Origin of the sequence: Neolewinella litorea, assembly GCF_004803465.1 — a bacterium.
Lineage (GTDB): Bacteria > Bacteroidota > Bacteroidia > Chitinophagales > Saprospiraceae > Neolewinella > Neolewinella litorea.
On record NZ_SRSF01000003.1, the window covers coordinates 87,830 to 107,015 of the forward strand.

The following is a 19,186-nucleotide window of genomic DNA, read 5'->3' on the forward strand; positions in this document are numbered from 1 at the left end:
GCCAGGGTCGATCTGGGTACCGTCTTTTTGCTCCGAGATTCACCGGACAACCAGAGCAATAATGCCAATTAAGAAGTTTAAGCCGGTATCAGCCGGATCCCGCTTCCACGTAGGTAACAAGTTTACCGAACTGACGGGAGACAAGCCGGAGAAGAGCCTGCTGGCCCCCGTGAAGCGGACCGGCGGACGTAACCGCACCGGCAAGATGACCGTGCGTCAGCGCGGCGGTGGCCACAAGCGCCGCTACCGTATCGTCGATTTCCGCCGGGAGAAAGACGGCATCCGTGCCGAGGTGAAGACCATCGAGTACGATCCCAACCGCACCGCCTTCATCGCCCTGGTCGAGTACACCGACGGCGAGAAGCGTTACATCATCGCCCCGCAGGGCCTGACCGTAGGAGATACCATCAACAGCGGACCCGACGCAACCCCCGACATCGGGAATTGCATGCTGCTGGGTGACGTACCCCTGGGTTCGCAGATCCACAACATCGAGCTGCAGCCCGGCAAAGGTGCCGCCCTGGCCCGCTCGGCCGGAACCAATGGTGTACTGATGGGTAAGGAAGGCCGCTTCGTATCCGTCAAGCTGCCCAGCGGTGAGGTTCGCCGCATCCTGAAGACCTGTCGTGCCGTCATCGGTGCCACCTCCAACCCCGACCATGCCCTGACCGTTGCCGGTAAGGCCGGTCGTAACCGTTGGTTGGGCCGCCGTCCCCGCGTCCGTGGCGTAGCCATGAACCCGGTCGATCACCCCATGGGTGGTGGTGAAGGACGTGCATCTGGCGGTCACCCGCGTTCACGCACGGGTATCATGGCCAAGGGCCAGAAGACGCGCAACGTCAACAAGGCAAGCAATAAAATGATCATCAGCCGTCGCAAGACCAAGAATAAGAAGTAAATTATGGCACGTTCCCTCAAGAAAGGCCCCTACGTATTTCACAAGCTTTACGATAAGATCGTAAAGTCGCAGGAAGGCGGCGGTCGCAAAGGCATGATCAAGACCTGGTCGCGGGCATCCATGATCGTTCCCGATATGGTTGGCCTGACCATCGCGGTCCACAACGGCAAAACCCACGTTCCGGTGTACGTCACGGAGAACATGGTAGGACACAAGCTCGGTGAGTTTGCCCCTACGCGTTCCTTCCGCGGCCACGGCGGCAAGAAGAAATAGTCCTTGATACACTAGTCCGGTGCTTCCGGGCTAGTGTACTTAACAGAGTGAAGGAAGAGTAGGTCCTCGTCGGGATTCCGGCCCGGCTTACTAACCCGTTCCCTCGTAATTTATCCTATCTAATGGAAGCAACAGCAAGTTTAAATAGCATTCCGATGTCGGTCCGCAAGATGCGGCTCGTCGTCGACCTGATCCGCGGCAAGCGGGTAGGTGAGGCTCTGGGTATTCTGGAGTACAGCAAGCAGGAAGCCGCCATCTGGCTGCGCAAGAACCTGCTTTCGGCCATTGCCAACTGGGAGTACAAGACCGACGGCCTGGAAAGTGCCGATGAGTATGACCTGGTGATCAACGAGATCTTTGCCGACGCCGGTGCCCAGATCAAGCGGTTCCGTCCGGCCCCCCACGGTCGTGCGCACCGGATCCGGAAGCACAGCTGCCATATTACCATCAAAGTATCCAACAGCGTTCCCCTGCCCAGCGAGGGAGTGGAAGCGTCCGAACCCGAAACCGTCCAAGAATAACATACCATGGGTCAGAAGACAAATCCAATTGGTAACCGACTCGGTTACATTCGCGGCTGGGACAGCAACTGGTTCGCCGATAAAGACTACGCGGCCAACGTCATTGAAGACGAAAAACTGCGCACCTACCTCGAAACCCGTATCCACAAAGGCGGTATCGCCCGGATCATCATCGAGCGTACCCTTAAGCGGGTCACCCTCACCATCCACACTTCGCGCCCCGGTATCATTATCGGTAAGGGAGGTAAGGAGATCGACCAGATCCGTGAGGAGCTGCGCCGGCTTACGGACAAGGACATTCAGATCAACATCATTGAGATCCGCAAGCCGGAACTCGATGCCAATATCGTGGCCGAATCCATCGCCAATCAGATCGAAGCGCGTATCAACTACCGCCGGGCCATCAAGACGAGCATTGCCTCGACCATGCGTGCCGGTGCTGAAGGTATCAAGATCCGCATCTCCGGTCGTCTGAACGGTTCGGACATGAGCCGCACCGAAGAATACAAGGAAGGCCGTACGCCCCTGCACACCTTCCGTGCCGATATCGACTACGCCCACAAAGAAGCACACACCGTTTATGGCCGCATCGGCATCAAGGTATGGCTCTGTAAGGGTGAAGTTCTCGGCAAGCGCGACCTGAACCCCAATGCCGGACTGGCCACCAAAGGTGACCGCGACGATCGCCGCAGTGGCGGTGGCGGAGGTGCCGGCGGAGGCGGACGCGGAGGCCGCCGCGGAGGCGGTGGTGGCGGACGTCGCTAGCCATAGCAGAATACTACTTTGCCGGTAGCCTTTCTTTCCAACCCATAGCGGGCGGAGAGTGAGCACGCCAGCCGACTTAACCGCCCTGGGCGAGAACAACTGAACCGGGGACCATCAAAGTGAAGCTTTGCGCTGGTCCTCATCCCTGACAAGCAGGGTAGCAGCCGGCAAGACGCCCGCTGCTACCTTGCTTTCTTTTGCTCGGAAGAAAAGGGGCTGTGGATTTTCGATTGTCCCAGGATAATCGTACCTTTGCCCCGCTCTAAGAGAGCCCTCTTAAAAATAGTAAAATGTTACAGCCGAAAAGAACGAAATACCGCAAGCAGCAGAAGGGGCGCAACCGTGGCCTGGCTGGACGTGGTACCTTGGTATCCTTTGGAAGTTTTGGGCTCAAGAGCCTTGATTCCGGCCGGATCACTAACCGGCAGATCGAAGCCGCGCGTATTGCCATGACCCGCCACATGAAACGGGAAGGCAAGGTGTGGATCCGCATCTTCCCCGATAAGCCCATCACCAGCAAGCCGCTCGAGGTACGTATGGGTAAGGGTAAGGGTGCCCTTGATCACTGGGTTGCCCAGGTACAGCCCGGACGTATTCTCTTTGAACTCGACGGCGTGAGCCGCGAAGTTGCCGAGGAGGCCCTGCGTCTGGCCGCACAAAAGCTGCCCGTTCTGACCAAGACCATTACGCGAGTAGACTACCAGGGATAAACCCTGCATTCAATAATTCAAAGCTAAATCCGCCGGCCTGCCGCGCGGTAAATCACTTTCCGATGGCGAGTAATAAAACCTTAGAGCTGCGGGACATTTCCGACGCTGATCTTCAGGATCAGCTGAAGGAGTCCACCACCAGCCTCCAGAAGATGACCTTCGATCATACCGTGAACGGTATTGAAAATCCTCTGCAGTTGCGTACCGTGCGTCGTGATATTGCACGGATCAACACCGAAATCCGCCGCCGTGAGCTTGAGGCTATGCCCAAGGAAGAGCTCGCCAAGCGTGACAACATCCGCCGCCGTCGTCGTAAAAAGTAACTGATAACATGAGTAACGAGGAAAAGAACACTCCGGAGAACGAACAGGCCAAGGGCCAGACCCAAGAGGGTGGCGTTCTGGAAACGATTACCGGTGCCGCCGATTCGTTGGTGAAGACCGCTACCCACGCCGTGGAGCAGGTCGCCGAGACCTTCTCGGGCACCAAGGGTGAAGATGCAGAGGACACCTCCGGTCGCAACGAGCGGAAGACGCGCGACGGATACGTAGTGAGCAACAAGATGGACAAGACCATCGCCGTTGCCATCGAGCGTCGCCTGCAGCACCCCATTTACGGCAAGTACGTAAAGAAAACCAAGAAGCTGATCGCCCACGACGAAGCCAACGAATGCCAGATCGGTGACCTCGTTCGCATCATGGAGTGCCGGCCACTCAGCCGGCGCAAGCGCTGGCGCCTGATTTCCGTACTGGAAAAGGCCAAGTAACCCATTCGTAAACGGCAGTAAAAGAAATTTGAAATGATCCAACAGGAATCACGTTTGCGCGTAGCCGACAATAGCGGGGCCAAGGAAGTACTCTGTATTCGGGTACTGGGAGGTTCTAAGCGTCGCTATGCCACCATCGGCGATCAGATCGTTGTCAGCGTCAAGGAGGCATCTCCCGGCGGCAACGTTAAGAAAGGCTCGGTCTCCAAGGCCGTTGTCGTACGCACCAAAAAGGAGATCCGCCGCAAGGACGGATCCTACATTCGCTTCGACGACAACGCAGTGGTACTGCTCAACGCCGCCGAAGAGCCCCGCGGAACCCGCATCTTCGGCCCCGTGGCCCGAGAACTTCGCGACCGCGACTACATGAAGATCGTATCACTCGCCCCCGAGGTACTCTAAAGAAAAGCAGCCATGGCTAACAAAACCTATAAAGACAAGCAGAAGCGGCACACGCCCAAGCTGAAGATCAAGAAGGGCGATCGGGTGGTCGTAATCAGCGGTGCCTATAAGGACCGCACCACCGCCCGCGAGGTGCTGGAAGTATTTCCGGCCGAGAACCGGGCCCTGGTCGACGGCGTCAATATCCGCAAGAAGCACCAGAAACCCACGGAGGATTCCGCCGGCGGCATCGTCGATAAGGCTTCTCCCATTCACCTCAGCAACCTGATGCTGGTCGACCCCTCCACCGAAGAGGTGACGCCCACCCGCGTGGGCCGGAAGCGGGACGAAAACGGTAAACTCCAGCGCTACGGTAAGCGTAACGACAACATCATCGCATAATGAGCTACACGCCAAGACTAAAGAAAAAGTACGACGAGGAAGTACGCAGCAAGCTGCAGGAGCAGTTCGGCTACAAGTCTCCCATGGAGGTACCTCGTCTGCTCAAGATCGCCATCAACCAGGGCGTTGGTAAGGGTACCCAGGACCGCAAACTCGTAGAGAATGCCGTCAAGGAAATGAGTCTCGTAGCCGGTCAGCAGGCCGTTACCACCAAGGCCAAGAAATCGGTCTCGAACTTCAAACTGCGCGACGGTATGGCCATCGGTGCCAAGGTTACCCTGCGCCGGGAGAAGATGTACGATTTCCTGGATCGCCTCATCTCTACCGCCCTGCCCCGCGTCCGCGACTTCCGCGGTATCAACGACAAGAGCTTCGACGGCCGTGGCAATTATACCATGGGCGTTTCCGAGCAGATCATCTTCCCCGAGATCAGCCTGGACGACGTGGCCAACATCACCGGATACGATATCACCTTCGTGACCAGTGCCAACACCGATGCCGAGGCCCTCGCCCTGCTCCGTGAGCTGGGCCTTCCTTTCAAGAATCAGAATAACAACCAATAATGGCCCGTAAATCCCTCATCGCCCGCGAACGCAAGCGGGAGCGCATGGTCGCCAAGTACGCCGAAAAGCGTGCCGCGCTGAAGGCCGCCGGAGAATGGGAAGAGCTGGACAAGCTCCCCCGTAACTCCAATCCCATCCGTCTGCACAACCGCTGCGGACTTACCGGTCGCCCCAAAGGCTACATGCGTAAGTTCGGCCTGTGCCGCGTCAAGTTCCGTGAAATGGCACTCGACGGCAAGATCCCCGGTGTCCGCAAGGCCTCCTGGTAATTACCCAAATTTTAACAGCCCCGGAAGTTCCATACGGAAAACCACAGGGCGCAATCTCCTATAATGGCAGTCACTGATCCTATCGCCGACTATTTGACCCGCATCCGCAACGCTCAGATCGCCGGTCACCGTGTAGTTACGGTCCCCGCTTCGCGCACCAAAAAGCGCATCACCGAAATTCTCTACGATCAGGGCTTCATCCTGAAGTACAAGTTCGATGACGAAGCCGGGAAAGGTCAGCAGGGCACGATCTCCATCGCCCTCAAGTACGAGCGGGAAACCAAGCGTCCCGTTATCCGTAAACTCGTTCGCGTATCCAAGCCCGGTCTGCGGCAGTACGCCAAATCCGACGCCATGCCCCGCGTGATCAACGGCCTGGGTATCGCCATCGTCTCCACCAGCAAGGGTGTGATGACCGGTCGGCAGGCAACGGAGCAAAACGTCGGCGGCGAAGTTCTGGCCTACGTATATTAATCAGTATAGTCCACCTCTGCAGGCAAGCCGCGCGCTTGCCGTAAGACCAACCTCAATATTATGTCTAGAATTGGCAAAAACCCGGTAGCGATCCCTTCGGGCGTTACCGTGTCCGTCTCCAAAGGAAACGTGGTGACGGTTAAGGGCCCCAAAGGTGAGTTGACCCAGCAGGTCGACCCCGACATGGGCATCGAAATCAAGGACGACGAAGTCCAGGTTACCCGCCCCAGTGACAGCAAGCGGCACCGCAGTTTTCACGGCCTTTACCGCTCCCTGATCGCCAACATGGTGGAAGGTGTGACCAACGGTTACACCCTGAGCCTCGAGGTCATCGGTGTAGGTTACCGCGCTGAAAACAAGGGCAACCTGCTCATCCTTACCCTCGGCTTCTCCCACCCGATCTACTTCCTCGTCCCGCAGGAGGTAACCGTGGAAACCGTCAACGCCAAGGGTAAAAACCCCATCATCAAGCTCAGCAGCAACGACAAGCAACTGGTCGGACAAGTAGCCGCCAAAATTCGCGCCCTGCGTAAGCCCGAACCCTACAAAGGAAAAGGTATCCGCTTCGAAGGCGAGGAAATCCGTCGCAAAGCCGGTAAGACCGCCGCTAAGAAGTAAAAAGATAATAGCCATGCAACTAACGAAACTGAAGCGGCGCAAGCGGATCCACAGCCGCGTCCGGAAAAAGATCCAGGGTACGGCCGAGAAGCCCCGCCTGAACGTATTCCGTTCCAACCGCTATATCTACGCCCAACTCATCAACGACGAGAACGGTACCACGTTGGCCAGCGCTTCGAGCTACGAAGCCGCCGTTGCCAACGAAGGCAATAAGTCTGACCAGGCCAAGGAAGTCGGTAAGCTCCTCGCGGAGCGCGCCAAGGCAGCCGGCATCGAGAAGGCCCTCTTCGATCGGGGCGGTTATTTGTATCACGGTCGGGTGAAGTCACTCGCTGAAGGCGCCCGTGAGGGTGGCCTCAACCTTTAAACTAAGCTCCAATGGCTGATAATAGAAACAACAGCGGCGGCGGACGCAGCAACCGGCGCGACAACCGTGACAACCGCGGACGTAACAACCGCGGCGACCAGCACGAATCCGATCTGAAGGAAAAAATGGTAGCCCTCAACCGGGTTTCCAAAGTGACCAAGGGTGGACGTACCTTCACCTTCGCCGCCATCGTGGTGGTCGGTGACGGTAAAGGAAAGGTAGGACACGGCATGGGCAAGGCCCGTGACATCTCCGAAGCCATCCAGAAGGCAACCGACGTGGCCCGCAAGAGCATGATCAAGATCCCGCTCTACAAGGGTACCATCCCCCACGAGCAATTGGGTAAGTACGGCGCCGGTAAGGTGCTCCTGAAGCCCGCCAGTGAGGGTACCGGTGTAATCGCCGGTGGTGCCATGCGCGCTGTCCTCGACATTGCCGGTGTACACAACGTACTGGCCAAGTCGCAGGGATCGTCCAACCCCCACAACGTGATCAAGGCTACCATCGATGCCCTGCAGAAGCTGCGCAGCCCCCAGCTGATCGCCAAGCAGCGCGGCATCTCCATGGAGAAACTTTTCGAAGGCTAGCCCTTATCCCCAACCTCCCGGCCCCCGCCGGAACAAACCATGTACCATGGCAACCCTTAGAATCACCCAGGTCAAAAGTGTAATCGACCGGCCCAAAAGCCAGAAGGACACGATGAAGGCCCTCGGTATCAAAAAAATGCACCAGACCGTCGAGCGTGAGGATACTCCGGTAATCCGCGGAATGGTTAATAAAGTGTCCCACCTGGTCGTAGTAGAAGGCTAAGGAGCCCGGAAGCAGGGACGGGACGGGCCCCGGGCTTAGCCCGACAACCGCCCCGCCTTTAGCAGATACCGTGGCCAACCTCCTTCAGCGACCTAAATCAAGAAGTAATGGAACTTAATAATCTCAAACCCGCAGCCGGCTCTACCAAGTCTGGAAAGCGGATCGCCCGTGGGCAAGGCTCCGGCCGTGGTGGTACTTCCACCCGCGGTCACAAAGGTGCCAAGTCGCGCAGCGGTTACAAGAGCAAGCGGAACTTTGAAGGTGGCCAGATGCCCCTCCAAATGCGTCTTCCCAAGCGTGGATTCAACAGCCCGAATCGCGTAGAATACGTAGCTTTGAACCTTGGAAACCTCCAGGCCATCAGCGAAAAGCATGGCCTGACGGAGATCACTCCCGTATCCCTCTACGATGCCGGTATCCTCAAGCGGGATGTACGGTACAAAGTACTGGGCAACGGTGAACTGACCACCGCGCTGACCATCACGGCCCACGCCGCCAGCGCCACCGCCAAAGAGGCTATCGAGAAAGCAGGTGGTACCATTACCATCGCCTAAATTACCCTGCCATGAGGTTCATCGAGACTATTAAAAATATCTGGTCGATTGAGGAGTTGCGTAACCGCATCCTCTTCACCCTCGCCCTTATGGCCGTATACCGCCTCGGTTCCTTCATCGTTCTTCCCGGTGCAGACATTGCTGCCCTCCAGGCCAGCCTGGCCAATCGGGGAGACGCCAATGACCTGCTCGGACTGATCAACCTGTTCACCGGCGGTGCATTCAACAACGCCTCGATTATGGCCCTGGGCATCATGCCCTACATCACGGCCAGTATCATCGTGCAGTTGCTGGGTTTTGCCGTTCCCTACTTCCAGAAACTACAGAAGACGGAAGGAGAATCGGGCCGCAAGAAACTGACCCAGATCACCCGTGCCCTCACGGTAGCCATCACCCTGGTACAGGGTGCCGGATACCTTACCTACATCCGGTCACAGGGTGGCGTCAGCCCCGCGGTTTCCGAATCGGTGTTTTGGATCTCCGGAATCATTATCCTGTCGACCGGCACCATTTTCGCGATGTGGCTGGGCGAGCGGATCACGGATCGCGGTATCGGTAACGGTGTTTCCCTGCTTATTACGGTAGGCATCATCGTCGGACTCCCCGCCGCACTCGGCTTTGAGCTGCAATCCCGCCTCCAGGCCGGTGCCCTGCTCATTTTCGTGCTCGAAATGCTGGGCTTCTTCCTGGTCACCATGGCTACGGTAATGATCGTCACCGGCGTACGCAAAATCCCCATCCAGTTCGCCAAGCGTATGGTTGGAAGGGGCAAGGGTGCCGCGCCCTCCACTACTGCCCGCGACTACATTCCGCTCAAGGTGAACGCCTCGGGTGTTATGCCGATCATCTTTGCCCAGGCACTGATGTTTGTTCCCGCCAGTCTCGCCGGCTTTGCCGGTGGCGATGCGGAGACCAGCTGGCTGGCCCTGCAGTTTAACGACTTTACCTCTCCGATCTACAACATTGTGTACTTCGTTTTGGTGGTTGCCTTCACCTACGTCTATACGGCCCTGGTGGTCAATCCCAGCCAGTACACCGAGTACCTCAAGCGCCAGAATGCCTTCATCCCCGGCGTGCGCGGTGGAACGGAAACGGAAGAATACATCGACTCCATCACCAGCCGGATCACGCTTCCGGGTTCTATCCTGCTCGGCCTCATCGCTATCTTGCCCGCTTTCGTAGCCGGTATGGGCGTCAACCAGCAGTTCGCCATTTTCTTTGGCGGTACCTCCCTGATCATCATGGTGGGTGTAGTCCTCGATACCCTACAGCAAATTGATACATATCTGCTCATGCGCAAGTACGACGGCCTCTCTAAAGAGGGTCGCCTGCAAGGCCGGGGAACCGGTAGCCGGATGCAGCAGATCGGTGCCGATTTCTAGCCTTCAAAATCTTAAGTGTAACGGAACGGATGCCCCTAGGGCATCCGTTCTTTTTTTGGACCATACCCCGGTCCCGTCCTACTTCCTCCGGTAATCGATCCTCCCGTGCGCACCAATCGCTTCCTGCAACTCGTCCTATCCGCCGTCCGGGGAGAGGCGTACGACTACACTTCGGGGAGTATCCGCAAGTCCATCATCCTGCTCTCCATTCCGATGATGCTCGAGATGGCCATGGAAAGCGTTTTCGCCCTCGTGGACACCTTCTTCGTGGGCCGCATCGGGGTGGAGGCCCTGACAACTATTGGCCTCACGGAAGTGATGATGACCCTTATCTACAGCGTAGGGGTCGGACTGAGCCTCGCCCCCATGGCACTGATTGCCCGCTTCGTAGGCGAGAAAAATCCGGCCCAGGCCAGCCGGGCTGCCGGACAATCCATCGTCCTGACGCTGCTGATCAGCTTGCTCATCGCGGTCCCCGGCTTCTGGTACGCTGAGGAGTTACTACGCCTGATGGGTGCGGATGCAGCCGTAGTGGCCGCCGGCGTCGGCTACACCCGCATCATGTTTGTCGGCAACGGCATTATCATGTTGCTGTTCCTGCTCAACGGCGTATTCCGGGGCGCGGGGGAGCCGGCCACGGCCATGCGGGTGCTCTGGTTGGCCAACGGCATCAACGTTCTCCTCGACCCGCTTTTCATCTTTGGTCTCGGGCCCATTCCCGGATTTGGCGTGGAGGGGGCTGCCATCGCTACTACGATCGGCCGCAGCGTTGGGGTGGCGTACCAGCTCTACATTCTTTTTTCGGGTCGGTCCGTGGTGCGCATCCGCCTTCAGGGGTGGAAGATCGACTTCGCCATGCAATTGCGCATTTTCCGGATTGCGGCTACGGGGGCATTTCAGTACCTGATCGGTTCCGCCAGTTGGATCTTTTTGGCCCGCATCGTCGCCGGTTTCGGTGCCGCGGCCGTGGCCGGGTACACCGTGTCCATCCGGCTCATCCTTTTCACCCTGCTCCCCGCCTGGGGGATTTCCAACGCCGCCGCCACCTTCGTGGGGCAGAACCTGGGCGCCGGCCGTCCGGCCCGGGCAGAACGCGGGGTATGGTGGGCGCTGGGCATCACGAGTTTATACCTGGGCGTGCTTTCCGTTGGCTACTATTTTTTTGCGGGACCGCTGGTGCGGGGGTTCACCCAGGATCCGGTAGCCGTAGGTTACGGAATCGATGCTTTGCAGATCTTCGCGATCGGCTACGTGATCTTCGGTGTCGGTCTCATTCCGATTCAGGCCTTCAACGGGGCCGGGGATACCGCCACCCCCTCGCTGCTCAATTTCGTCTGCTTTTGGCTGCTTGAGATCCCCTTGGGTTACTACTTGGCCGTGGAGCGTGGCTACGAAGTGGGTGGGGTCGTATGGGCGGTGGTGCTGGCGGAATGCGTACTGGCGGCGATCGCCATCATCCTGTTCCGACGTGGCCGGTGGAAAACAAAGGTGATCTGAGCGTCTTTTACGGGCGAAGCTGCCCCGCCACTCTTCGTTTCTCGACGGGCATTCGATTTTTTACATTAATGATTTCTTTTACCGGTTTCAGTTTCCTTTACCTATGACCACGGATACCCTCATCATCGGCGGCGGCGCGGCCGGCTTTTTTGCGGCTATCCACCGTGCCCTGCACCGGCCCCAGGAGCGGGTTGTCATCCTGGAGCGGGGCCGCTCGATACTTGAAAAAGTACGTATCAGCGGCGGGGGGCGTTGCAACGTGACCCACGGCTGCTGGGATCCCCGGGAATTGGTGAAGTTCTATCCCCGCGGCGGCAGGGAATTGCTGGGCCCCTTCCACAAGTTTGCCTGCGGGGACACCATGGCCTGGTTCGCGGATCGCGGCGTAGATCTCAAGATCGAAGACGACGGTCGCGTCTTTCCGGTATCGGACGACTCCCAGACCATCATTGATTGCCTATGGGGGGAAGCGAGGAGATTGGGTATTGGTGTAATCACCGGTGCCCGGGCGGAAGCCATTACGGCACCCGCGCCCCGCCGCCCCGAAACGGATGCAGCCGATGACCGTTGGACGGTCGTGGCTGGTGGCCAGCGGTACTTCGCCCGCGAACTGGTGATCACCAGCGGGAGTAATCCGGCCGTCTGGAAATTGCTGACCGAGCTCGGCCATACGGTGGTGGACCCCGTACCCTCACTCTTCGCCTTCAATATTCGGGATCCGCGACTGGAGGGGTTGGCTGGTATCAGCCTGCCCTGGGCCCAGCTTCATATCTCAGGCGATAACCTGAAGGCCGAAGGGCCTCTGCTCATCACCCACAAGGGTCTCAGCGGACCCGCCGTCCTGCGCCTCAGCGCGTGGGGCGCGCGTCACCTGCACCCCCGTCGATACGATTTCCCCCTCTCCGTCAACTGGGTAAATCAGCGCGCCGGGGACGCCCGGGCGATGCTCGCGGAACTTCGCAACGACCGCAGTCGACAACAGGTAGGAAAGCGGGCCCAGTTTGACCTGCCGCTGCGCCTCTGGCAATCCTTGGTGGATGCCGCCCGGATTCCACAGGACCTGCAGTGGGCGCAGGTGTCCAATGCCCAATTGGAAGCGCTCACGCGCGAACTAACGGCCGGAAAGTACCGGGTAAGCGGGAAGGCAACCAACAAGGACGAGTTTACAACGGCGGGTGGGGTGGACCTGCGGGAGATTGATTTCCGGTCTTTTCGCTCAAAGAAGTATCCAACGCTCTACCTGGCGGGTGAGGTGCTTGATATAGACGCCATTACCGGCGGTTTCAATTTTCAGGCCGCCTGGACGGGGGGCTGGCTTATCGGCCAGCAGGACCCCGTTACTGACGCAGGCTAAATTCCCTCTACAAATAATCCTTTTCCGGTTGATTCGTGCCGTTTGGGGGATGTTGGTGTGGACTGTACGGCGTAGGAAACGGAATCTTTCTGGGGGGAGGGTGGGGTCCCGGCCAGAATGGCTATCGGCTCAGCGGGCACCGTCGCACAGTTCTGCGGCGTGGTCAGCGAAGAGATTGCTTCCCGCGCGGGAGCTGTAAGAGAGTAACCCGAGGCGTAGCCGTCAAAGGTGAATGTGGAAGCGGCTTCGGTAGGGGAGGGCGCGGCAACGATAGGCTGGGTTGATGCTGCTGTTGCATCAGTCGGGGGGAAATAAGCTTCCCTGACAGTTCCAACTACCATATAGATGATAGTTGCCACCGCCATCATATACGGCGAGGTTAAAAACTTCATGTTGTGTTGTTCATGCGAACCAAAAGGCTCAGTGTAGCTAAGTCAAGACCAAAAGTTAACAGCTCGGCAATAGGCCGGTACTGTCTTTAAGTAATATAGGGGATAATATGTTCTCTACGCAAGTCTGCACAGAGATTAAGAATAGAGAAATTGTCTGGGCAATCGTTTATTTTGTCACGTCATGGACATTTGCAGAATTTTTAGCCCCTAATCGGTGGTGTTTGGTGGTGCCATCCGGTCCGCAACCCGGGATAACACAAAGCTCGCCAGCAGGCCACTCAGCATGGCCGCCGTACGAAACGGGAAGTCGGCGGGGTAAGGGAGGTAGGCGGGAAGTCCCAAGGTGTCATCTCCCCCGCCAAAACGCAGCAGTGCGGCCAGGGTAAAGCCCGCCATAGCCCCGTAGCGGTTGGTCCGCGGATCGAACAGCGCGCACACCAGGGCGGGAAACAGGAGGCAGTACACGAAGTCGGAGCACAGGAACCACAGAGCATATACGCTCTGCACCTGAAAGGCGATCAGCGTGGCGGCCACTCCCACGATCCAGATGCATCGCTGGATGAGGACGGCCAGTCGGCTGTCCGGAAGGTCCGGTTTGACCAGCGGCTTATAGACGTTCCAAACGCCCATGCTGCTGGCGCTGAGTACACTGCTGTCCACGCTTGACATGACGGCAGCGGCCACCGCTCCCAGCCCGACGACGGCCACCACCGGGTTTGTCAGGTAACGCACCACCCAGGGCAGGGTAGCGCTGGCGTCCGGCGGCGGACCGGCGGGCAGCAGCGACCAGTCTACGGTAGCCGACACCATCCCGATCAGTACCGGCGCGACTGCGGCCAGTAGGCATACCACTCCGGCGATCAGACTGAGCTTCACGGCCGTGCCCTCGTCGCGGGCCGCCAGGACGCGCTGGAAATACACCTGCCAGGGAATGCCCCCGAAGACGAGCAGCAGGGCGTAGTCCCACCAGGTCCAGTAGGCATCCCCCAGGGCTTCCCGGGAAGGAAAGGGGCTGGCCGCTGCCCCGAACTTATCGGTGTACGCGGCGTAGGTGGCGCCGAGGCCGCCGGTATAAGAGAGCGCGAAGGGAACAATCAGGGCAAGCCCCAGGAAGAGGATAAGGAGTTGCACGACATCCGTCATGGCCACCGCCCACAGTCCACCGAGCGCCGTATAGGCCACCGCGATGGCGGCGGACAGGAGTATGGCGGTGGTAAGGTCGATACCGAGTACCGTGCCGAAGGTGGCACCGAGGGCCGTGAGGATGGCGGCCGTCCAGAAGAGTTCGCCGGTCAGTGCGGGAAGGAAGAGTACGGCCGTCATGCGTTCTCCGTAGCGTTCGGTCAGCGGATCTAGCATAGTGCGGTACCGGCGCCGGCGCATGATCCGGGCGAAGAAAAGTCCGCCGATCACCAATGAGAGCGCGTACCCCCACGGGGCCTGCACCCATACGAGCCCCTGGGTAGCCGTATACTCGGCGGTGCCGTTGATGAAACCGCCGCCCACCCAGGTGGCGCTCATGGTGAAGATGGCGATGTAAAGGGGCAGGCTGCGCCCGGCCAGCATCATTCCGTCGGCGTCGTTGTCTTCCCCCCGTCGGCGAGCGGCCGCCCGGGCCCCGATCACGTACACTACCGCGTAGAAGACGGCCATGCTTAAGAAGGCCGGCCAGTGGACATCCTCATTCGTGAACCAGTAGAGATAGGCCGCCGCTCCCCCCAGCAGCACGCCAAGAAAGAGAAGGGGCAGGCCTTGGCGGCGGAGGGACATGTACGGGGGTTGGCGGTAGCTTAAGGGTGCACAAAGTACTCTTCCGTTCCCTTTCCCCGCCTGGAGCGGCGGCAAATTCCCTACTTTACCCTGCCATGTTGCGTTACCACCTTTCCTGGCTCCTGGCCGCCCTGCTCTGCACCTGCGACCGCGCCCCCGAACTGCCGCAGGCGGAGATCGCCTTTCCCGTGGCCCTACCCGCAGTGATGCCGCCCCCGCCCCAGCCGGCCATCGACTACGATACTACGGAGTGGACGGAACTGATCCGCCTGGACTCCTCCATCGTCCTGGAGATACGCTACGCTACCGACAGTAATTTCATGGAGCGCCGCATTTACGACTGCGGCCGCTGCTTCTACCGACCGGCGGTGGCCCGTGCCCTGCTGGCCGTCCACCACGATCTGCGGCCGCTTGGGCTGGGCCTAAAGATGTACGACTGCTACCGACCGGGCCCCTACCAACAGCGGCTTTGGGACGTGATGCCCGACGCCCGCTACGTGGCCCACCCCGCCCGCGGCAGCGTACACAGTCGCGGGGCGGCGGCGGACCTGACCGTGGTGGAACTGGCCACCGGACGCGAGCTGGATATGGGTACTCCCTACGACTTCTTCGGCGAGGAAGCCTATACCACAACCACCGACCTGCCGGAGCCCGTCCTCAAAAACCGCCGTACGTTACAGGAAGCCATGCGCCGCCGCGGCTTCTCCACCATCCGCACCGAATGGTGGCATTTCAACTACGGCGGCCCCCGCTTCCCGCTCAGCGAGTGGACGTGGGCCTGCCCCTAGCTCCGCACCCTTGCTCAAGAACTTCCAACGAATCCGCTATACCGTCCTGCTACCACCTCTGGTGCCGCTGGTGATCTGCGCGGTGGTTGCCCTGCGCAATCCGGTCGGACTTATCGCCTACGCGCAGGGGGCGAGCGACTGGATACTGGTGCACTTCGACTGGCTCTTTTCCTGGTCCTGTACCGCCTATCTCCTTTTGCTGGCGGTGGTGTACGTTTCGCCCCTGGGGCGGACCGTCATTGGCGGGGCGGGGGCGGAACGACTCCTTACCCCGTGGCGGTGGTTCGCCATTACTGCGTGTACGACCATCGCTACCGGTATCCTGTTCTGGGGGATCGCCGAGCCAATATATCACCTGAGTGCGCCGCCACCGGCGGGGGAAGCGGAGCCGGCGGAGTTCGCCCTGTCGACCCTGTTCCTGCACTGGACGCTCACGCCCTACGCCATCTATACCGTGGGTGGACTGCTGTTTGCCCTGGGCTTCTACAGCCACGGACAGCCGTTCTCTCTGAGTACCCTGCTGCGGCCGGTCTTCGGCCCGCGGGTGCACGTTCGGGCGGGGGCCATCGTGGATGCCCTTTGCCTGTTTGCCCTGGTAGCGGGTATGGCGGCCGCTTTGGGTGCGGGAAGCCTGGCGCTGAGCGGGGGGCTGTCGGGTTATCTGGGCGGCGCAGCGACGGGTGCCACGCCTTTCCGACTGGCCGTCATCATCGGTTGCATCGTTGCGGCCTTCAGCGTATCGGCCGCGACCGGCCTGCAGCGGGGCATCCGGCTATTGTCAAACTACAACATCATCGGGTTCATCTTACTGGCGGCCTTCGTGCTGCTGGCCGGCCCCCTGTGGGAGACGGTACAGCTGGCGGGGCGGGGGCTGCTGGATTTTGCGGACAACTTCCTGGCGCGCAACCTGGGCATTGACCCCGGTATTCCCGCGGCGTGGAGCCACGCCTGGACGAGCTTTTACTGGGCCAACTGGTACGCGTGGGCGCCGATCACGGCGCTGTTCCTCGGTCGGCTGGCGCGTGGCTATTCGGTGCGGCGCTTCATTGAGGTCAACCTGCTCTTCACCTCCCTGTTCGGCGCCGGCTGGATGGTGGCCTTCGGCGGCACGGCACTCGTGCTCGACGGGCAGTCGGGCGGTGCCCTCACCGGCGCCCTGAATGCCGGCGGTCCGGAAGCGGTGGCCTACGCCTTGCTTGCCCAACTGCCGGGACTGTGGTTTACCGCCCTGGTGTTCCTGGTACTGATCTTTCTTTCCTACGTGACGGCGGCCGATTCCAACGTATCGGCGATGAGTGCCCTGTGCATGCGCGATGTGGGGCCACACTCCGCCGAAGCTCCGGTGGGGATGAAACTGTTGTGGGGCATCACCATCGGGGTAACTTCCTGGGTGCTGGTGAGCTTTGCGGGGCTGGACGGCATACGGCTCATCTCCACGCTGGGCGGATTTCCGGCGATGCTGCTCTTCCTTCTCGGGGCGGTGGGACTGGCGCGTCTGGTCTGGAAAAGCTACCGCGGGGGCAACAATCGGGCGCACCAACCGTAACTATGACATACCTTGATACCGGATTGCCGCCGCGCCTGAGCGTCGGGGTTTCCTGCCGCTTTTTCTACGAAGGGGTAGGTTTGCCTTCCCGTTTTACCCCATACCCATTGCTACCGAACTGAACATGGCCACCCCAAGATATTCTTCCGACGTAGAAGCCGTCGATGCCCTAGCCCAAGCTTACCAGGACCTGCGTACGGAGATCGCCAAAGTGATCGTCGGGCAGCAGGAAGTCGTGAAAACCGTCCTGATCTCGCTGTTCAGTAACGGCCACTCGCTGCTGGTCGGAGTACCGGGCCTGGCCAAGACCCTGCTCGTCTCCACCATCTCGGAGGTGCTGGAGCTTGATTTCAAGCGTATACAGTTCACGCCGGACCTGATGCCGACCGACATTACCGGGTCGGAGATCCTGAATGATGAGCGACATTTCGAATTCAACCGAGGTCCGCTCTTCGCCAACATCGTCCTGGCCGACGAGATCAACCGCACGCCCCCCAAGACGCAGGCTGCGCTGCTGGAAGCGATGCAGGAACGTTCGGTCACGGTAAGCGGTGTGCGGCACGCCCTGCCTGCCCCCTTCTTCGTGTTGGCTACCCAGAACCCCATCGAACAGGAAGGAACTTATCCGCTACCCGAGGCGCAACTTGACCGCTTCATGTTTAACATCCCGCTCGACTACCCCTCCTACGAGGAAGAACTTGCCGTGGTGCGGGGCACGACGGGGGTAACGCGTAATAGTGTACAGCACGTATTGAGTGGGGAGGACATCCTGTATTTCCAGCAGCTGGTCCGCAAGATCCCCATCAGCGACAACGTCCTCGAATACGCGGTGAAGCTGACCGGCAAAACGCGTCCGAACACCACACGGGCCGGCAAGGACGTCAACGAGTACATCAGTTGGGGCGCCGGGCCGCGCGCCAGCCAGTACTTGGTACTCGGTGCCAAGTGCCACGCCGCCATCAACGGCAAGTACAGTCCCGACATCGAGGACGTGCAGGCCATAGCCAGCTACGTGCTGCGCCACCGGATCGTGCGGAACTACAAAGCCGAGGCCGAAGGCATTACCGAAGAGCACGTCATCCAGGGACTGTTTTAGGCTGCCGCTGCCCCGGCGTAAGCGTACCGCACTGGCTGGCCGGGTATTCATTCCCTATCCACGATCGACATGCTTCACTTGCCGTTCCTCTACATCCGTCAGAGTCCCCTGGGGGGGCGCGGCGTCTTCACGTCCGAAGCCATAACGGGAGGGACGGTCGTTGAACTGGCTCCAGTGGTGGTGGTCAGTCCGGAGGATCGCAAAATCATTCACGGGACGGGCCTTCACGATTACTACTTCGTCTGGGACGGCGACGGGGCGGCCATCGCCCTGGGGTACGGTTCGTTGTACAACCACTCCACGACTCCGAATCTCGACTTCGAAATGGACTACGACTTCGAGCAGGTGCGCTTTACGGCCCGGCGGGACATTGCGCCTGGGGAGGAACTGCTTATCGATTATGTCATCGGGGGTGGGGAATTGTGGTTCTGAGAACCCCACTCGCTTAATTTTTCTTCCGTGCAACGAAAGATCAGGCGATGCCCTCTTCGAGCCAGCAAAACCCACTTGCCATTTTCACAAGATGAGGCAGCAAACTGAGTCCAGTATTGCGTTATGTTCAATGCAATGAATGTATTGATGAATATAGCGTAATTATTATCCAAAATCGTTGCGAATGCTTGTATAGTAAGCCCAATTGATTGCATCTTTGCTAATGCAAGGACGAAGCAACGGCGACGTTCACAATTTGTAAGGTGATGAAATTGGCAGCCATGCCCGCTTGTCTCGCGGGTGGGGAGGTCGGGATAAACCCTTTTTCAGTGCTCCGTAAGAGCGTGGCTCCCCGGAGCACTGAATCGGGCTAACCGCCCCGTGCAGGTTCGACTCCTGCCCTTACAGCCACCGGGCGCAGCAGATCAGGTCAAGTAGCTTTTCTACTGCGTCAATTTTGTAGGGTGATGAAATTGGCAGCCATGCCCGCTTGTCTCGCGGGTGGGGAGGCCGGGATAAACCACCGTTCAGTGCTCCGCGTGAGCGCCGCTCTCCGGA

General features: G+C 59.4%; 26 protein-coding genes. 24 read left to right on the forward strand and 2 right to left on the reverse strand.

Features of this window, described 5'->3' with window-relative positions; translation table 11 throughout:
• The first annotated feature begins 61 nt into the window (after positions 1-61).
• The 20 genes from rplB (at position 62) to E4021_RS08820 (ending at position 12,604) form a co-directional block, all read left to right on the forward strand.
• On the forward strand, positions 62-898 hold the full coding sequence (gene rplB, locus E4021_RS08725; RefSeq protein WP_136458443.1) for a 50S ribosomal protein L2: 837 nt from the start codon (positions 62-64) through the stop codon (positions 896-898).
• A 3-nt stretch (positions 899-901) separates the two neighbouring features.
• Positions 902-1,171 carry a 30S ribosomal protein S19 gene (gene rpsS, locus E4021_RS08730; protein ID WP_136458445.1) on the forward strand — a complete coding sequence of 90 codons (270 nt, stop codon included), beginning with the start codon at positions 902-904 and terminating at the stop codon, positions 1,169-1,171.
• A 122-nt stretch (positions 1,172-1,293) separates the two neighbouring features.
• Complete coding sequence (rplV, locus tag E4021_RS08735) at positions 1,294-1,692, forward strand: 50S ribosomal protein L22 (protein WP_136458447.1); 399 nt, start codon at positions 1,294-1,296, stop codon at positions 1,690-1,692.
• 6 nt (positions 1,693-1,698) lie between these two features.
• Positions 1,699-2,457 carry a 30S ribosomal protein S3 gene (gene rpsC / locus E4021_RS08740; RefSeq protein WP_136458449.1) on the forward strand — a complete coding sequence of 253 codons (759 nt, stop codon included), beginning with the start codon at positions 1,699-1,701 and terminating at the stop codon, positions 2,455-2,457.
• A 290-nt stretch (positions 2,458-2,747) separates the two neighbouring features.
• Positions 2,748-3,167, forward strand: a complete 420-nt coding sequence (gene rplP, locus E4021_RS08745) for a 50S ribosomal protein L16 (RefSeq protein WP_136458451.1) — start codon at positions 2,748-2,750, stop codon at positions 3,165-3,167.
• A gap of 62 nt (positions 3,168-3,229) precedes the next feature.
• Complete coding sequence (rpmC, locus tag E4021_RS08750; protein WP_136458453.1) at positions 3,230-3,490, forward strand: 50S ribosomal protein L29; 261 nt, start codon at positions 3,230-3,232, stop codon at positions 3,488-3,490.
• Between the two features lie 8 nt (positions 3,491-3,498).
• On the forward strand, positions 3,499-3,933 hold the full coding sequence (gene rpsQ, locus E4021_RS18390; protein WP_136458455.1) for a 30S ribosomal protein S17: 435 nt from the start codon (positions 3,499-3,501) through the stop codon (positions 3,931-3,933).
• Positions 3,934-3,966: 33 nt separating this feature from the next.
• A complete protein-coding gene (rplN, locus tag E4021_RS08760; protein ID WP_099106022.1) occupies positions 3,967-4,335 on the forward strand; it encodes a 50S ribosomal protein L14 in 369 nt (122 codons plus the stop codon).
• 12 nt (positions 4,336-4,347) lie between these two features.
• Positions 4,348-4,716 carry a 50S ribosomal protein L24 gene (gene rplX, locus E4021_RS08765; RefSeq protein WP_136458457.1) on the forward strand — a complete coding sequence of 123 codons (369 nt, stop codon included), beginning with the start codon at positions 4,348-4,350 and terminating at the stop codon, positions 4,714-4,716.
• Positions 4,716-5,279 carry a 50S ribosomal protein L5 gene (gene rplE, locus E4021_RS08770; protein WP_136458459.1) on the forward strand — a complete coding sequence of 188 codons (564 nt, stop codon included), beginning with the start codon at positions 4,716-4,718 and terminating at the stop codon, positions 5,277-5,279. The genes rplX and rplE overlap by 1 nt, the downstream gene beginning before the upstream one ends.
• Positions 5,279-5,548, forward strand: coding sequence for a 30S ribosomal protein S14 (rpsN, locus tag E4021_RS08775; protein ID WP_099106019.1), 270 nt, complete (start codon positions 5,279-5,281; stop codon positions 5,546-5,548). Before rplE ends, rpsN begins: the two co-directional genes overlap by 1 nt.
• A gap of 63 nt (positions 5,549-5,611) precedes the next feature.
• Positions 5,612-6,022, forward strand: a complete 411-nt coding sequence (rpsH, locus tag E4021_RS08780; RefSeq protein ID WP_136458461.1) for a 30S ribosomal protein S8 — start codon at positions 5,612-5,614, stop codon at positions 6,020-6,022.
• Positions 6,023-6,082: 60 nt separating this feature from the next.
• A complete protein-coding gene (gene rplF / locus E4021_RS08785) occupies positions 6,083-6,640 on the forward strand; it encodes a 50S ribosomal protein L6 (RefSeq protein WP_136458463.1) in 558 nt (185 codons plus the stop codon).
• Between the two features lie 13 nt (positions 6,641-6,653).
• Positions 6,654-7,007: a 50S ribosomal protein L18 gene (rplR, locus tag E4021_RS08790; RefSeq protein ID WP_136458465.1), complete on the forward strand. Its 354-nt coding sequence runs from the start codon at positions 6,654-6,656 to the stop codon at positions 7,005-7,007.
• An 11-nt stretch (positions 7,008-7,018) separates the two neighbouring features.
• Positions 7,019-7,594, forward strand: coding sequence for a 30S ribosomal protein S5 (rpsE, locus tag E4021_RS08795; protein ID WP_136458467.1), 576 nt, complete (start codon positions 7,019-7,021; stop codon positions 7,592-7,594).
• Positions 7,595-7,640: 46 nt separating this feature from the next.
• Positions 7,641-7,817: a 50S ribosomal protein L30 gene (gene rpmD / locus E4021_RS08800; RefSeq protein WP_136458469.1), complete on the forward strand. Its 177-nt coding sequence runs from the start codon at positions 7,641-7,643 to the stop codon at positions 7,815-7,817.
• Positions 7,818-7,924: 107 nt separating this feature from the next.
• Positions 7,925-8,371, forward strand: coding sequence for a 50S ribosomal protein L15 (gene rplO / locus E4021_RS08805; RefSeq protein ID WP_136458471.1), 447 nt, complete (start codon positions 7,925-7,927; stop codon positions 8,369-8,371).
• A gap of 11 nt (positions 8,372-8,382) precedes the next feature.
• Entirely contained in the window at positions 8,383-9,753 is a 1,371-nt protein-coding gene (gene secY, locus E4021_RS08810) for a preprotein translocase subunit SecY (protein WP_136458473.1), read from the forward strand.
• Positions 9,754-9,858: 105 nt separating this feature from the next.
• On the forward strand, positions 9,859-11,250 hold the full coding sequence (locus E4021_RS08815; protein WP_246050256.1) for an MATE family efflux transporter: 1,392 nt from the start codon (positions 9,859-9,861) through the stop codon (positions 11,248-11,250).
• A gap of 103 nt (positions 11,251-11,353) precedes the next feature.
• Positions 11,354-12,604: a BaiN/RdsA family NAD(P)/FAD-dependent oxidoreductase gene (locus E4021_RS08820; RefSeq protein ID WP_136458475.1), complete on the forward strand. Its 1,251-nt coding sequence runs from the start codon at positions 11,354-11,356 to the stop codon at positions 12,602-12,604.
• On the opposite strand, the gene E4021_RS08825 is transcribed toward E4021_RS08820, so the two are convergent.
• Together E4021_RS08825 and E4021_RS08830 are read right to left on the reverse strand one after the other, a co-directional pair.
• On the reverse strand, positions 12,601-12,996 hold the full coding sequence (locus tag E4021_RS08825; RefSeq protein ID WP_136458477.1) for a hypothetical protein: 396 nt from the start codon (positions 12,994-12,996) through the stop codon (positions 12,601-12,603). The two genes, E4021_RS08820 and E4021_RS08825, sit on opposite strands and share 4 nt — an antisense overlap.
• 207 nt (positions 12,997-13,203) lie before the next feature.
• Positions 13,204-14,766 (reverse strand): sodium:solute symporter family protein, encoded by a 1,563-nt coding sequence (locus E4021_RS08830; protein ID WP_136458479.1) that lies wholly within the window; start codon positions 14,764-14,766, stop codon positions 13,204-13,206.
• Between the two features lie 95 nt (positions 14,767-14,861).
• Between E4021_RS08830 and E4021_RS08835 the strand changes: the two genes are divergently transcribed.
• The 4 genes from E4021_RS08835 to E4021_RS08850 all read left to right on the forward strand — a co-directional run bounded on the left by E4021_RS08835 (position 14,862) and on the right by E4021_RS08850 (position 18,628).
• Positions 14,862-15,554, forward strand: a complete 693-nt coding sequence (locus tag E4021_RS08835) for a M15 family metallopeptidase (RefSeq protein WP_246050257.1) — start codon at positions 14,862-14,864, stop codon at positions 15,552-15,554.
• Between the two features lie 10 nt (positions 15,555-15,564).
• Positions 15,565-17,100, forward strand: a complete 1,536-nt coding sequence (locus E4021_RS08840; protein WP_168797535.1) for a BCCT family transporter — start codon at positions 15,565-15,567, stop codon at positions 17,098-17,100.
• 124 nt (positions 17,101-17,224) lie between these two features.
• On the forward strand, positions 17,225-18,196 hold the full coding sequence (locus tag E4021_RS08845) for an AAA family ATPase (protein ID WP_136458483.1): 972 nt from the start codon (positions 17,225-17,227) through the stop codon (positions 18,194-18,196).
• Positions 18,197-18,265: 69 nt separating this feature from the next.
• On the forward strand, positions 18,266-18,628 hold the full coding sequence (locus E4021_RS08850) for an SET domain-containing protein-lysine N-methyltransferase (protein WP_136458485.1): 363 nt from the start codon (positions 18,266-18,268) through the stop codon (positions 18,626-18,628).
• Positions 18,629-19,186 lie beyond the last annotated feature (558 nt).